The sequence below is a fragment of the Streptomyces sp. NPDC041713 genome (assembly GCF_055591085.1).
The window spans coordinates 70,617-83,463 of sequence record NZ_JBVIZY010000012.1 but is presented as its reverse complement, the minus strand read 5'-3'; the positions used below and the strand labels follow the sequence as shown (position 1 = coordinate 83,463).

At 72.5% G+C, this 12,847-nt stretch carries 14 protein-coding genes; 11 read left to right on the top strand and 3 right to left on the bottom strand.

Annotation, left to right across the window (positions count from 1 at the left end):
* The first annotated feature begins 1 nt into the window (after position 1).
* The 8 genes from ACZ6CV_RS30070 (at position 2) to ACZ6CV_RS30035 (ending at position 6,717) form a co-directional block, all read left to right on the top strand.
* Positions 2 to 589, top strand: coding sequence for a nicotinamide mononucleotide transporter family protein (locus tag ACZ6CV_RS30070; protein ID WP_362371961.1), 588 nt, complete (start codon positions 2 to 4; stop codon positions 587 to 589).
* Positions 586 to 1,875: a bifunctional 3,4-dihydroxy-2-butanone-4-phosphate synthase/GTP cyclohydrolase II gene (locus ACZ6CV_RS30065; protein WP_469254084.1), complete on the top strand. Its 1,290-nt coding sequence runs from the start codon at positions 586 to 588 to the stop codon at positions 1,873 to 1,875. Before ACZ6CV_RS30070 ends, ACZ6CV_RS30065 begins: the two co-directional genes overlap by 4 nt.
* Before the next feature lie 36 nt (positions 1,876 to 1,911).
* A complete protein-coding gene (gene ribH, locus ACZ6CV_RS30060) occupies positions 1,912 to 2,397 on the top strand; it encodes a 6,7-dimethyl-8-ribityllumazine synthase (RefSeq protein ID WP_355819387.1) in 486 nt (161 codons plus the stop codon).
* A 35-nt stretch (positions 2,398 to 2,432) separates the two neighbouring features.
* Positions 2,433 to 2,705 (top strand): phosphoribosyl-ATP diphosphatase, encoded by a 273-nt coding sequence (locus tag ACZ6CV_RS30055; protein WP_355819390.1) that lies wholly within the window; start codon positions 2,433 to 2,435, stop codon positions 2,703 to 2,705.
* 56 nt (positions 2,706 to 2,761) lie between these two features.
* Positions 2,762 to 3,610, top strand: a complete 849-nt coding sequence (hisG, locus tag ACZ6CV_RS30050; protein WP_469254082.1) for an ATP phosphoribosyltransferase — start codon at positions 2,762 to 2,764, stop codon at positions 3,608 to 3,610.
* 21 nt (positions 3,611 to 3,631) lie between these two features.
* A complete protein-coding gene (locus ACZ6CV_RS30045; protein ID WP_469254081.1) occupies positions 3,632 to 4,081 on the top strand; it encodes a PH domain-containing protein in 450 nt (149 codons plus the stop codon).
* 207 nt (positions 4,082 to 4,288) lie between these two features.
* Positions 4,289 to 5,635 (top strand): hemolysin family protein, encoded by a 1,347-nt coding sequence (locus tag ACZ6CV_RS30040; RefSeq protein WP_469254079.1) that lies wholly within the window; start codon positions 4,289 to 4,291, stop codon positions 5,633 to 5,635.
* Positions 5,632 to 6,717, top strand: coding sequence for a hemolysin family protein (locus ACZ6CV_RS30035; RefSeq protein WP_469254077.1), 1,086 nt, complete (start codon positions 5,632 to 5,634; stop codon positions 6,715 to 6,717). Before ACZ6CV_RS30040 ends, ACZ6CV_RS30035 begins: the two co-directional genes overlap by 4 nt.
* 39 nt (positions 6,718 to 6,756) lie before the next feature.
* On the opposite strand, the gene ACZ6CV_RS30030 is transcribed toward ACZ6CV_RS30035, so the two are convergent.
* Complete coding sequence (locus ACZ6CV_RS30030) at positions 6,757 to 8,691, bottom strand: AAA family ATPase (protein WP_469254075.1); 1,935 nt, start codon at positions 8,689 to 8,691, stop codon at positions 6,757 to 6,759.
* Positions 8,692 to 9,196: 505 nt separating this feature from the next.
* Positions 9,197 to 9,847, bottom strand: coding sequence for a uridine kinase family protein (locus tag ACZ6CV_RS30025; protein ID WP_469254073.1), 651 nt, complete (start codon positions 9,845 to 9,847; stop codon positions 9,197 to 9,199).
* A 322-nt stretch (positions 9,848 to 10,169) separates the two neighbouring features.
* Here ACZ6CV_RS30025 and ACZ6CV_RS30020 point away from each other — a divergent pair, with 322 nt between their 5' ends.
* Positions 10,170 to 11,543: a peptidase C39 family protein gene (locus ACZ6CV_RS30020; RefSeq protein WP_469254072.1), complete on the top strand. Its 1,374-nt coding sequence runs from the start codon at positions 10,170 to 10,172 to the stop codon at positions 11,541 to 11,543.
* Positions 11,544 to 11,632: 89 nt separating this feature from the next.
* Here the strand turns inward: ACZ6CV_RS30020 and ACZ6CV_RS30015 are convergent, their stop codons facing one another.
* On the bottom strand, positions 11,633 to 12,208 hold the full coding sequence (locus tag ACZ6CV_RS30015) for an MmyB family transcriptional regulator (protein WP_469254070.1): 576 nt from the start codon (positions 12,206 to 12,208) through the stop codon (positions 11,633 to 11,635).
* A gap of 228 nt (positions 12,209 to 12,436) precedes the next feature.
* Here ACZ6CV_RS30015 and ACZ6CV_RS30010 point away from each other — a divergent pair, with 228 nt between their 5' ends.
* Positions 12,437 to 12,634 carry a hypothetical protein gene (locus ACZ6CV_RS30010; protein ID WP_469254069.1) on the top strand — a complete coding sequence of 66 codons (198 nt, stop codon included), beginning with the start codon at positions 12,437 to 12,439 and terminating at the stop codon, positions 12,632 to 12,634.
* Positions 12,631 to 12,780 carry a hypothetical protein gene (locus tag ACZ6CV_RS30005; RefSeq protein WP_469254067.1) on the top strand — a complete coding sequence of 50 codons (150 nt, stop codon included), beginning with the start codon at positions 12,631 to 12,633 and terminating at the stop codon, positions 12,778 to 12,780. Before ACZ6CV_RS30010 ends, ACZ6CV_RS30005 begins: the two co-directional genes overlap by 4 nt.
* Positions 12,781 to 12,847 lie beyond the last annotated feature (67 nt).

Genomic DNA, 12,847 nt, shown 5'->3' with positions numbered 1-12,847 from the left:
CATGATCGGCAACACCGTCGGTCTGCTCGCCCTCGCGCTCGGCTGGCGGCGCTCCATATGGACCTGGCCCGCCCAGTTCCTCTCCGGCGTCATCCTCGTCGCCGCGTACGCCTCCGCGCAGCTGTCCGGCGGCGTCGGCAAGCAGCTGCTCGTCATCGGCGTGGCGGTGTGGGGCTGGCGGCAGTGGACCCGCGGCAGGCAGCAGGCGCAGGACGGCTCCATCGCCATCCGGTTCGCCACCTGGAAGGAGCGCGGACTGCTGCTCGGCGCCACCGCCGTGGGCACCCTCGCGGTCGGCGCGCTGTTCAGCGCCGTCCCCTCGCTCTCCTGGAACCCCTGGCCGGACGCCTACATCTTCGTCGGCACGCTCGCCGCGATGGTCGCCCAGGCCCGCGGGCTCGTCGAGTTCTGGTTCGCCTGGCTGCTCGTCGACGTGGTCGGCGTACCGCTCGCCTTCGACAGCGGTCTCGCCTTCTCCGGACTCGTGTACGTCGTCTATCTCGCCCTCGTCCTCTGGGGCCTGCGCGACTGGTGGCTGCGCTCCCGCGCGGCGGCCTCCCGCCCCGTCATGGAAGGAGCCCCGGCATGAGCGCGGCACCGATCTGGTACAGCACCGAAGGCCCCGAAGACCTCTCCCTCGACCCGGTCGAGAAGGCCGTCGCCGACATCGCGGCGGGCCGCCCCGTCGTGGTCGTCGACGACGAGGACCGCGAGAACGAGGGCGACCTCGTCGTCGCCGCCGAGAAGGCCACCCCCGAGATCGTCGCGTTCATGATGAGCGAGTGCCGTGGCCTGATCTGCGCGCCGATGGAGCCCCTCGAACTCGACCGGCTCCGCCTCCCGCAGATGGTCGAGCACAACACCGAGTCGATGAGCACGGCCTTCACCGTCTCCGTCGACGCCTCCGGCGCGCACGGCGTGAGCACCGGCATCTCCGCCGCCGACCGCGCCACCACCCTGCGCCTGCTGGCCTCGGGCGAGGCCGTCGCGGACGACTTCGTGCGCCCCGGCCACGTCTTCCCGCTGCGCGCCAAGCCCGGCGGCGTCCTGGTGCGCAACGGCCACACCGAGGCCGCCGTCGACCTCGCCCGGCTCGCCGGGCTGCGCCCCGCCGGGGCCATCGTGGAGATCGCGGGCGAGGACGGGAAGATGCTCCGCCTGCCCGAGCTGATCCCCTTCGCCCGCAAACACGGCCTGACGATCATCTCCATCGAGGACCTGATCGCCTACCGCCGCTCCGCCGAGCCCACCGTCCGCCGCGAGGCCGAGGTCCGCCTGCCGACCGCCTTCGGCGACTTCACCGCGTACGGCTACCGCTCCACCGTCGACGGCGTCGAGCACGTCGCCCTCGTCCACGGCGACATCGGCGACGGCGAGGACGTCCTGGCCCGGCTGCACTCCGAGTGCCTGACCGGTGACGTCTTCCACTCGCTGCGCTGCGACTGCGGCCCGCAGCTGGAGGCGTCCATGCGGCGCATCACCGCCGAGGGGCGCGGCGTCGTGGTCTACCTGCGCGGCCACGAGGGACGCGGCATCGGCCTGCTCTCCAAGCTGCGCGCGTACGAGCTCCAGGAGCGCGGCAGCGACACCCTCGACGCCAACCTGGAGCTCGGCCTGCCCGCCGACTCCCGGGACTACGGCGCGGGCGCGCAGATCCTGCGCGACCTCGGGGTACGCGGCGTACGGCTGATGACCAACAACCCCGACAAGACCGACGCGGTCCTGCGGCACGGCCTGAAGGTCACCGGGCGCGAGCCCATGCCCGTCGAGGCCGGCGAACACAATCTTCGGTACCTGCGCACCAAGCGGGACCGGATGGGGCACGACCTGCCCTGGCTGGACACCCCCGAGGTGTCCGCCTGCGGCAACCAGTAACACCGAACACGGTCAGAGGATCTGAAGGAGAAGCACGTGAGCGGCAAGGGTGCACCCGAACTGAGCGTCAAGAACTGCGGCGACCTCCGGGTCGCGGTGATCGCCGCGCAGTGGCACGAGAAGGTCATGGACGGGCTCGTCGACGGGGCCTTGCGCGCCCTGACCGAACTGGGCATCAGCGAGCCGACCGTCCTGCGCGTGCCCGGCAGCTTCGAGCTGCCCGTCGTCGCCAAGGTCCTCGCGGGCCGCGGCTACGACGCGATCGTCGCGCTCGGCGTCGTCATCCGCGGCGGCACCCCGCACTTCGAGTACGTGTGCCAGGGCGTCACCCAGGGCCTCACCCAGGTCTCCGTCGACACCGGCGTCCCCATCGGCTTCGGCGTGCTGACCTGCGACACCGAGGACCAGGCCCTGGACCGTGCGGGCATCGAGGGATCGCGCGAGGACAAGGGCCACGAGGCCGTCACCGCGGCCGTGGCCACCGCCACCACGCTGCGCACCGTCTCCGAACCCTGGCGCTGAGGGGGACCGTCCGGCCGCGTAGAGTGGCGACCATCATGTCCAAGAAGACTTTCGAGGAGCTCTTCTCCGAGCTCCGGCACAAGGCCGTCAACGGCGACCCCGCGACCTCCCGTACCGCCGAGCTGGTCGACAAGGGCGTCCATGCCATCGGCAAGAAGGTCGTCGAGGAGGCCGCCGAGGTCTGGATGGCCGCCGAGTACGAGGGCAAGGAAGCCGCCGCCGAGGAGATCTCGCAGCTCCTGTACCACGTGCAGGTGATGATGGTCGCCCGCGGCATCTCCCTCGACGACGTCTACGCCCACCTCTGAGCCGTACCGTCCCCCGCCACGTTCAACCCACCCTTCACGCAAAGGAATCCCGCCTCATGCTGCGCATCGCCGTCCCCAACAAGGGTTCACTGTCCGGACCTGCGTCGGCGATGCTCCATGAGGCCGGATACCAGCAGCGCAAGGAGTCCAAGGAACTCGTCCTCGTCGACCCCGAGAACGAGGTCGAGTTCTTCTACCTGCGGCCCAAGGACATCGCGATCTACGTCGCGACCGGCCGCCTCGACATCGGCATCACCGGCCAGGACCTGCTGATCGACTCCGGCGCCGACGCCGAGACGATCCTGCCCCTCGGCTTCGCCCGCTCCACCTTCCGCTTCGCCGCGAAGCCGGGCACCGCGAACTCCATCAAGGACCTGTCCGGCAAGACCGTCGCGACGTCCTACGAGGGCATCGTCGCCAAGCACCTCGCCGAGCAGGGCGTCGACGCCGCCGTCGTCCACCTGGACGGCGCCGTGGAGACCGCCATCGAGCTGGGCGTCGCCCAGGTCATCGCGGACGTCGTGGAGACCGGCACGTCGCTGCGCAACGCGGGCCTGGAGGTCTTCGGCGAGCCGATCATGAAGTCCGAGGCGGTCGTCATCCGGCGCACCGGCGCGGACGGCGACGAGCCGAAGGTGCAGCAGTTCCTGCGCCGCCTGCAGGGCGTCCTGGTCGCCAGGTCGTACGTGATGATGGACTACGACTGTCGCGCCGAGCACTTGGAGCGGGCCGTCGCGCTCACCCCCGGCCTGGAGTCGCCGACGATCTCCCCGCTGCACAACGAGGGCTGGGTCGCCGTGCGCTCCATGGTCCCCGCCAAGGAGGCCCAGCGCGTCATGGACGACCTGTACGCCCTCGGCGCCCGGGCCATCCTGACCACGGCCATCCACGCCTGCCGCCTCTGACCCGGCCGGAGCACCCACCTCATGTCCGACGTCCCCGCCCCGCCCGCCCTGCCGGTCACCTTCCGGCCCACGCGGACCCGGGCCGTCCTGCTCACCGCGGGCGCGGCGATCTTCGTGGTGATCACGGCGATCGCGTTCCTGCTGCCCGTGCTCAGCCCGGGGGAGCGGGCCAGCTTCGTCTTCACCGGCGCCCTGCTCTTCGCCGTCCTTGCGCTGCTCAGCAGGCCCAAGGTGGTCGCCGACGAGTCCGGCGTGACCGTCGTCAACATCGCGACGAGCCGCCGCCTGGAGTGGGCCGAGATCGTCCAGGTCAACCTCCGCCCCGGCGACCCCTGGGTCTTCCTGAACCTCAGCGACGGCACCAGCCTCCCTGCTCTCGGCATCCAGCCCGGCATCGCCAAGCAGCAGGCGATCGCCGACGCCCGTGCCCTGCGCGCGCTCGCGGACGCCCGTACGGCTCGCGAGAACTAGGGCCTGGACGTTCCGCGCCCGGTCTTGATTAATCTGGTGACGGGGCAGCGCACGGTGCGCCGCCCCGCCCCTGACGGGCCCGCCCGGCTCCCAGGGGCCCCTGCTATCCGAGGAGTGACTCCCTCCGGCGATGGACGGATCGTCCTGTAGTACCTGCGCCGCCCCCTCCCGACACCACGGGACCGGCACGACCGGGGAGGCGGCGGCATGACAGTGCCCCTGCTGCTTCTCGGGGCGGCATTCCTGCTGATTCTCGCCAACGGCTTCTTCGTGGCGGCCGAGTTCGGCCTCGTCACCGTCGAGCGGCCGGACGCGGAGAAGGCCGCGGCCGACGGCGACCGACGGGCCCGTACGGTCGTCAGCGCCCTCAAGGAGCTGTCCTTCCAGCTCTCCGGCACCCAGCTCGGCATCACCATCACCTCGCTCGTCGTCGGCATGCTCGCCGAACCGGCCCTCGCGCAGCTGCTCGCGGGCCCGTTCACGGCGGCCGGCGTCCCCGAGGGCGGTGTCGGCGGTGTCTCCGTGGTCGTCGGCATGCTGCTCGCCTCCGCCGTGCAGATGGTGGTCGGCGAGCTCGTGCCCAAGAACTGGGCGGTGTCGAGGCCCTTGCAGGTCGCGCGGTTCGTCGCGGGACCGCAGCACGCCTTCGCGCGGCTCTTCCGGCCGGTGATCTCGCTCCTGAACACTGTGGCCAACCGGCTGGTGCGCGCCCTCGGCGTCGAACCCGCCGAGGAGCTCGACTCCGCCCGCACCCCGGGCGAACTGGTCTCCCTGGCCCGGCACTCGGCCCGGGCCGGTGCCCTGGAGCAGGACACCGCCGACCTGTTCGTGCGCACCCTCTCGCTCGGCGAGCTGACCGCGCAGCACGTCATGACGCCGCGCGTGAAGGTCAGTGCCCTGGCGTCCTCGGCGACCGCCGAGGACGTGGTGAACCTGACCCGCGCCACCGGGCTGTCCCGCTTCCCCGTCTACGCCGAGTCCATCGACGAGGTCGACGGCATGGTGCACCTCAAGGACGCCCTCGCGGTCGCCGCCCACGAGCGGCTCAGGACACCCGTGCGGCGCATCGCGCGCTCTCCGCTGCTCGTCCCGGAGACCCTGCCCGTGCAGCCCCTCCTGGAGCGGCTGCGCAGCGAGCAGCCGATCGCCGTCGTCGTCGACGAGTACGGCGGCACGGCGGGCGTCGTCACCCTGGAGGACATCGTCGAGGAACTCGTCGGCGAGGTACGCGACGAGCACGACGGGCTCGATCTGCCCGAGCTCTGCGCGGCGCCCGCCGAGGACGGCGCGTCCGCGTGGGACGCCGACGGCAGCTGCCGGGTCGACACGCTGCGGCGGATCGGACTCGACGCGCCCGAGGGCCCGTACGAGACCGTGGCCGGCCTCGTCGCCGATCTGCTCGGCCGCATCCCGGCCCCCGGCGACCGGACCGAACTCCCGGGCTGGCGGCTCTCGGTGCGCCAGGTCGGGCACTACCGCGCGGAGCGGGTGCGGCTCGTCCGCCTCCAGGAAACCGGCGTGACCGCCCCGGCCGGTGCGGAGGCGCTGCGATGACTCTGCTGCAACTCCTCTTCGCCGTCCTGCTCGTGCTCGCCAACGGCTTCTTCGTGGGCGCCGAGTTCGCGCTCGTGTCGGTGCGCCGCAGCCAGATCGAGCCGCTCGGCACCAAGCGGTCCCGCCAGGTCCTGTACGGCCTGGAACACCTGCCGCAGATGATGGCCGCCGCCCAGTTCGGCATCACCGTCTGCTCGTTGACGCTCGGCGCCGTCGCCGAGCCGACCGTCGCCCACCTCCTGGAGCCGGTCTTCGAGGCGGCGCGGCTGCCCGAGGGCATGATCCATCCGCTCGGCTATGTGATCGCGCTCGCCTCCGTGGTCTCGCTCCACCTCGTGATCGGCGAGATGGTCCCGAAGAACCTCGCGATGGCGGCCCCCGAGAAGACCGCCCTCTGGTTCAGCCCGGGTCTCGTCGCCTTCGCGCGGCTGTGCCGTCCGGTGACCGTGGCGCTCGGGGCGTGTGCCCGGCTCGTCCTGCGGCTGTTCCGGGTGGAGCCCAAGGACGAGGTCGAGGCGGTGTTCACCAGCGTGCAGCTGGGCCGTCTCGTCGAGGACTCCGGTCAGGCCGGCCTGCTCGACCCGGTCGAGCAGGAGCGCCTGGAGGACGCCCTGGAACTGGGCTCGCGCCCGGTCACCGACGTCCTGCTCGACCGGGCCTCCCTGGTGACCGTGGGCCCCTCGGTCACCCCGGCCCGGGTCGTCGAGCTCACCGGCCGCACCGGCTACTCCCGCTTCCCGGTCAGCGCGGAGAACGGCGCCTTCATGGGCTACCTCCACGTCAAGGACGTCCTGGACCTGGAGGACACCGACCGCGCCGTGCCGCAGCAGGTGTGGCGGCCGATGACCACGCTGCGGGCCGAGCTGCCGCTGGACGACGCCCTGACGGTGATGCGGCGCGCCGCGACCCATCTGGCGCAGGTCGCCGACGCGTCGGGCAAGGTGCTCGGCCTGGTCGCCCTGGAGGATGTCCTGGAGCTCCTGGTCGGCGAGGTGCGCGACCCGGCGCACCGGGTCACGGTGCAGCGGACGCCGCCGGAGGAGAGCAGGGACGTCGCGCTCGCGGCCGGTCCCGCACGCTGATCCGCGCGGCCGCGCCGGTCCGCGGGAGCCCCGGGGGTGTCAGACCCCCGGGGCGTCCTGCGGGCCCCGGCCGGAGAGCACTTCGCCGTACGCCTGCATCAGGTCGGGCAGCCGCAGGGTCGACAGGTCGTCGCGGCCGGGCTCGCCGGGATAGCCGGAGAGCCGCAGGTCCCGGTAGGCGCAGCTCTTCTCGTACAGCGTGCGCAGGAAGCGGCCGTTGCCGAGCTCGTCGATCCAGGCCTGGTCGACGACGTGCCCGCTGATGGAGCGCAGCTCCTCGAGCGCCTCCTCGTCCCACACGTCGCCGTTGTCGGCGGCCAGCACCTCGCCGATGGCGGTGAGTTCGAGCGGGCGGTACGAGGGGAAGTCGACGCGGGTCGTGAAGCGCGAGGAGAGCCCGGGGTTGGCGGCGAGCAGCCGGTCCATGCCCTCGGGGTAGCCGGCGAGGATCACGACGAGGTGGTCGCGGTTGTCCTCGGCGCGCTTGAGGAGGACCTGCAGGGCCTCGTCGCCGTACGCGTCGCCCTTGCCGTACCCGGAGTTGGAGAGCGAGTAGGCCTCGTCGACGAAGAGGACGCCGCCGATGGCCGAGTCGATCAGTTCGTTGGCCTTCACGGCGGTCTGGCCGAGGTACTCGCCGACCAGGTCGGCGCGTTGGGCCTCCACCAGGTGGTCGCCGCCGAGCAGGCCGAGCGCGTAGAAGACCCGGCCCAGGATGCGGGCGACGGTGGTCTTGCCGGTGCCCGAGGGGCCGGAGAAGACGAAGTGCCGTTTCGGCGGTTGTACGGGCAGACCCTGCGCGGCCCGCAGGCGCGCCATGTTCAGCTGTGCGGAGAGCGCCTTGACCTGGCGTTTCACCGGTTCCATGCCGACCATGCCCTCCAGCTCGGAGAGCGCGGCCTCCAGGAGCGCGGGGTCGGTGGGGCCCGGCGGCAGCTGCACGGGGCCCGGCCTGATCGGGATGATCGCCTTCTCGCGTACGGCGTCCGTCTCGGCGGGGCCGGATCCGGAGGGACCGGTGGAACCAGGGGCGCCGGGGGAGCCGGTGCCGCCAGGACCGGTGGGCGTCGACGGCAGGTCGGGGCCGGTGACCTTCACGTCACGCCCCTCGGTGCCGAACAGCGTGTCGATGCCGTCGGGGCCGTCGAGCAGGTCCTGGCCGGCCCCGGTCAGACTGATCGCGGCGGCGAGGTCGGCCGCCTCGTCGTACCCGTCGCCCTCGGCGATCGCCGCGAGCCGTGCCGAGGTGTCCATGAAGGAGGCGTCGACCCGGTGCACCGCGCGGTACAGCGGCAGGGCGGCGGCCGAGCGTCCGGTGCCCTCGTGCGCGCGGGCCAGCCAGTAGCGCAGCTCCTTGCGCTGGGGCTGTTCGCTGCGGCAGCGCATCAGGGCGGCGGACAGCAGCGGCTCGGCCTGGCCGTACGTCTCCAGGCGCACCCGTGCCATGCCGCCGAAGAGCCCCGCCTCGATGCCCAGCATCGGGTCGTCGATCAGCGGGTCGGTGTGCCGCACCAACTGTTCCCAGTCCTTGACCAGATAGGAGCGGCAGGCGTGCAGGAAGCGCACCTGTGGGTCGGCGTCGACCGGCGGCAGGCCCGCCAACGCCCGGTCGAGTTCGGGGACATGGCGGCCGTCGAGCCAGTGCGAGGCGTGCGCGAGCAGCAGGTCGCGGGTGCTCTCCAGGACGGGCTGCACCCACCAGCCCAGCCAGTACCAGGAGTTGAGGGCGCGCGCGTGCCGGGTGCGCTGTTCGCCGAAGCGGTCCCGGTGCTGGAACATCCGCAGCAGCGCGGTCGTCGTGTCGATGCGCAGCGCGTGCAGGCCGAGCCAGCCGTCGGCCATCCCGGGGTCCATCCGGACCGCCGTGCGGAACTCCTCCTCCGCCTGCGGATAGGCGCCCATCGTGTAGGCGTCGACGCCCCGCAGCCAGGCGAGGTCGGCCGGGGCGGGTGAGCCCACCGCGTCGAAGTCCATCAGGTCCCCCACAAACCGTGCCCCCGTTTGCGTACCGCCGGACTTGGTGCCCGCCGGCGTCTGCGCTGAACCACTGCACCGAACCACTGCGCCGAACCATTGCGCTGAACACTGCGCCGAACCGCTGTGCTGGTGACGGGAGTTGACTCGATGCGCAGAGCATCCGTCCGAAAAGGCGCACCGATAGGCATCGTACCTGCGGAGGAGCGGTCGGCCGTAGGGTGCGGCGCCGGTGGATCGGCCGGAAAGGGCCGACGGCGGGGCGGAGGGGAGCGGACCGATGGTGACCGAACGTGAGCGAACGGCGGCCGGCAGCGGTCGGAAATCGGACGCCGTGGGCAGAACGAAGCCCCCGATCACGGGGGAACAACCGGGGGCTTCGTGTCTGCGGGCGGTCCGAAAGACCGCACATTCAGAACGTAAGTCCTGTAAGGGCCCTCGGTCAAGCAGAGTTGAGGCACTCGCCCAAACTCGCGAGATCAACTGGGAGCGCTCTTACGGGGGTTCAGCGGACCGCCGACGGCCCCTCACTCTGCGTGACGCCCTGGAGGCCCGCAGGCGCCCCACCGGGCCCGGTCAACACCTCGTATCCCTCCGGGCACTGCCGTACCAAAAGGTGCGCGAACGGTCGTGAGGGGTCCTCGGCGAAGTGCCGGCGCTCCGCGGGTTCCCAGCCGTCCCAGAAGTCGCGCTGGACCGCCCCGTCCCGGCGGCGCCCCCGCTGCCACGCCTCCTCCTGCGGCACGTCCATCCACAGCACCGCGGCGAGGTGCGGGCGCAGCGCCCCGCGGCCCGCCCCGACGCCCTCGACGATCACGACGGGCGCGGCCGGCAGGGGTGTGTCGGCGGGGCCGAAGCGCCGCTCGTGCCAGTCGTACGTCGCGTAGAGCGCCGTCTCGCCCCGGGAGAGCGGCTCGACGACCTGCCGCCGCAGCCGCTCCGTCCAGGCGAACAGCTCGGTGTGGCTCGCGATGTCGTCGAGCCGCAGGACGGGCGCGCCGCCGAGCGCCCCGGCGAGGCGCCGGGCGAACGTGGACTTGCCCGAGCCGGCGTGCCCGTCCACGGCGATCAGCCGGACGGGGCCGCAGGAGGGCGGCAGCCTGCGCAGCGCGTCGGCGAGGCGGGGGAGCGGCGGGTGCGGGTGCTGTCCGGTCATCACGGGCAAGGGTACGACCGCGCGAGCCCGGCGACGGCAGAGCGGCGGAAGGATGTGTTCCGCGCGCCGCCGCAGGTCATGCCATTGGTTGAGGCCAATATTGGTGGGCGCGGCAGTGCCCGGAGCGCTGGCAGAAGTCGGCCGGGAACCGCCATAGTTGGCCCACTTCCGTGCACCTGACCCGACCTTCCGGATCCCGCCGGAAACCACGTCGACTGGGGGTCCCCTCATGGACCGAGCTGGCAGAGCAGGCAAGACAGACCGAGCGGCCGCGACAGACCGAGCAGCCCAAGCGCACCACCGAGCAGACCGAGCGGACGACATGTCCCGCAGAACCGTCCTCGCCACGGCCGCCGCCGTGGCCGCCCTCGCGGCGACCGCCGCTCCCGCCCTGGCCGCCGGAGCCACCGGGGTCCCCGGGGCCGCACCCGACCGGGGCCGCGCCCCGCGCGCGGACCGCCTCGTGGACAACCGCTTCTGGGTCACGGGCAAGGACTGGCACACCGGCACCGCCGAGGGCACCGCCCCCGTCACCGCGGGCCGTCCCGGCCTGCGGATCGCGCGGCCCGCCGGCCGCACCGACTACACCGACCCGCACACCGGCAGGACCGCCACCTGGGAGTACGCGCGCTGGACATCGCCCGTCCACCGCTCCACCGTCCCCGCGACGGAGGTCATCGCGTCCTGGAACGCGGCCACCCCGGCGGGCACCTGGCTCCAGGTCGAGCTGCGCGGCACGTACGCGGACGGGACGAAGACGCCCTGGTACGTGATGGGGCGCTGGACCGCGGGCGACGACAAGGAGACCGACATCCGGCGGACCTCGGTCGACGACCAGACCGACGGCAAGTCCACGGTCTGGACGGACACGCTCTCCCTGGACGACGCGGACGCGGGGCCGCGCGTCGTCTCGTACCAGCTGCGCCTGACCCTGTACCGCAAGCCGGGCGCCAAGGCGACGCCCACGGTGTGGCGGCTCGGCGCGATGGCCTCGGCGGTGCCCGACCGCTTCACGGTCCCCGCGTCGAAGCCGGGCCTCGCCAAGGAGCTCGCGGTGCCGCGCTACTCGCAGGAGATCCACGCGGGGCAGTACCCGGAGTACGACAACGGCGGCGAGGCCTGGTGCAGCCCCACGTCCTCGCAGATGATCATCGAGTACTGGGGGCGCGAGCCGACCGCCGAGCAGCTGGCCTGGGTCGACCCCTCGTACGCCGACCCGCAGGTGTGCCACGCGGCCCGCTTCACGTTCGACTACCAGTACAACGGCTGCGGCAACTGGCCCTTCAACGCGGCGTACGCGGCGACGTACCGGGACATGCAGGGCGTGGTGACCCGGCTCGCCTCGCTCACCGAGCTGGAGTCGCTGATCGCCGCGGGCATCCCGGCCATAACGTCCCAGTCGTTCCTCAAGGAGGAGCTGACCGGTGCGGGTTATGGAACGGCGGGCCACCTGATGACGGTCATCGGCTTCACGGCGGACGGCGACGTGATCGCCAACGACCCGGCGTCGCCGAGCGACGCGGCGGTGCGCCGCGTCTACAAGCGCCGTGAGTTCGAGAACATCTGGCTCCGCACGAAGCGCTACAACGCCTCGGGCAAGGTGGTGTCGGGCACGGGCGGCGTCTGCTACCTCTACTTCCCGACGAAGCTGTCCGCGCGGCAGCGTGCCGCGCTGGCCGGGGTCGGGATCGGCTGAGCCGTCCGGGAGCGGGCGCCCGCGGCACGGGCGCCCGCCCCACCGCTCACGCGCCTGTCGTACCTGTCACGCGCGTCACCCGCGCGAAGTCACCGGCGGGCGGTGTCCGTGCTCAGGGGCGGCGGCTGGTGGGGCCGGGTCGGGCCCGGCCGGTACCGCATCATCACGAACTGGGCGGCGATCTCCGGGAGCGGGCTCGCGGCGGTCGCGACCACCCAGCCGGGACCGTCCACGGCGTGGTTGATCTGGCGCACCGCGCCGTCGGGGTGTAGCGCGTGCGAGCGCGCCGTCGCCAGGTAGATGGGCCCGGCGACGGGGTCGTGGCGGACGTCGTGGGCCAGGTCGACGAGGGCGGGGTCGGCCGGGTGGGCGGTGACGGCCCGCCTGACCGCGGGGCAGGCGCCGCGCGCCCAGTCCTCGGCCCAGTTCAGGAGCGTCTCCTCGCGGGCGCGGGCTTCGAGCAGCATCCACCGCATGATGTTGGTGGGCGGCCGCCGGTCGGGGAAGAGGGACCGGAACTCGGCGTTGCACGCCATGACGTCCCAGTGCTTGTCGACGATGTAGGCCATCGCGCCGGTGACCCCTTCGACGACGGTCCGCCAGGCCGCCTGCACCGGCGCCCAGCCGTCCCAGCCCTCCGTGTCCGGCCGCACTTGTCCGTGCACTCGCCCGCGCCCTTCGTCCGTGCCCCACGCGGCGCCGTCGGCGGATCGGCGTCACTGCGACAGCGTAATGAGGGGCGCCGGGCCGTGCGGCGAGGTTCCGGCGGGACTCGACCGGGGCAGAAGCGGATCCTGACCTTCCGGGGGACAACACGCGCATGATGCGCACGGCGCCCGGAGGTACCGCGTTCTACGGTCACGTCACACCTGAACTACGAATGCGGGATTCCTATGGATGTGCAGCAACCCCCGGCCCTGTCGGAACTGAGCGATCTGCAGCGCCGCGGCCGTGCGTGCGTCGCGTGCGGGGTGGCGCTCGACAACGCCACCGCGGTCGATCTCGGCAGCCGGCCGGACGCGGCCGTCGACCATCGCGCCGACGTGTTCCCGCGGTCCTGCCCGTCGTGCGCGGCCGGAGGCGTGACGTGACGCGTGCCACCGCCGCCGAGAGGCAGGGGAAGCTTCTCGACCACCTCGACCAGTGCGGTGCCTGCCGGCGCCTCCAGTACTGCCCCAAGGGCAGGCTGCTGCGACAGCAGGTACGGGAGGCCCGTGATGCTCTGCGCCCGCTGTGACCGGCCGATCCTTCCGGGGCAGCCGTACAGCACCCACGCCATCCATGGCGCGTCGGCGGCCGGAGCC

Bases quoted from the DNA above. Each gene is read 5' to 3' on its own strand.
- ACZ6CV_RS30065 (WP_469254084.1), top strand. From the start codon at position 586: ATGAGCGCGGCACCGATCTGGTACAGCACCGAAGGCCCCGAAGACCTC.
- hisG (WP_469254082.1), top strand. From the start codon at position 2,762: ATGCTGCGCATCGCCGTCCCCAACAAGGGTTCACTGTCCGGACCTGCG.
- ACZ6CV_RS30030 (WP_469254075.1), bottom strand. From the start codon at position 8,691: ATGGACTTCGACGCGGTGGGCTCACCCGCCCCGGCCGACCTCGCCTGG.
- ACZ6CV_RS30035 (WP_469254077.1), top strand. From the start codon at position 5,632: ATGACTCTGCTGCAACTCCTCTTCGCCGTCCTGCTCGTGCTCGCCAAC.
- ACZ6CV_RS30045 (WP_469254081.1), top strand. From the start codon at position 3,632: ATGTCCGACGTCCCCGCCCCGCCCGCCCTGCCGGTCACCTTCCGGCCC.
- ACZ6CV_RS30020 (WP_469254072.1), top strand. From the start codon at position 10,170: ATGTCCCGCAGAACCGTCCTCGCCACGGCCGCCGCCGTGGCCGCCCTC.
- ACZ6CV_RS30070 (WP_362371961.1), top strand. From the start codon at position 2: ATGATCGGCAACACCGTCGGTCTGCTCGCCCTCGCGCTCGGCTGGCGG.
- ACZ6CV_RS30055 (WP_355819390.1), top strand. From the start codon at position 2,433: ATGTCCAAGAAGACTTTCGAGGAGCTCTTCTCCGAGCTCCGGCACAAG.
- ACZ6CV_RS30040 (WP_469254079.1), top strand. From the start codon at position 4,289: ATGACAGTGCCCCTGCTGCTTCTCGGGGCGGCATTCCTGCTGATTCTC.
- ACZ6CV_RS30025 (WP_469254073.1), bottom strand. From the start codon at position 9,847: ATGACCGGACAGCACCCGCACCCGCCGCTCCCCCGCCTCGCCGACGCG.
- ACZ6CV_RS30010 (WP_469254069.1), top strand. From the start codon at position 12,437: ATGGATGTGCAGCAACCCCCGGCCCTGTCGGAACTGAGCGATCTGCAG.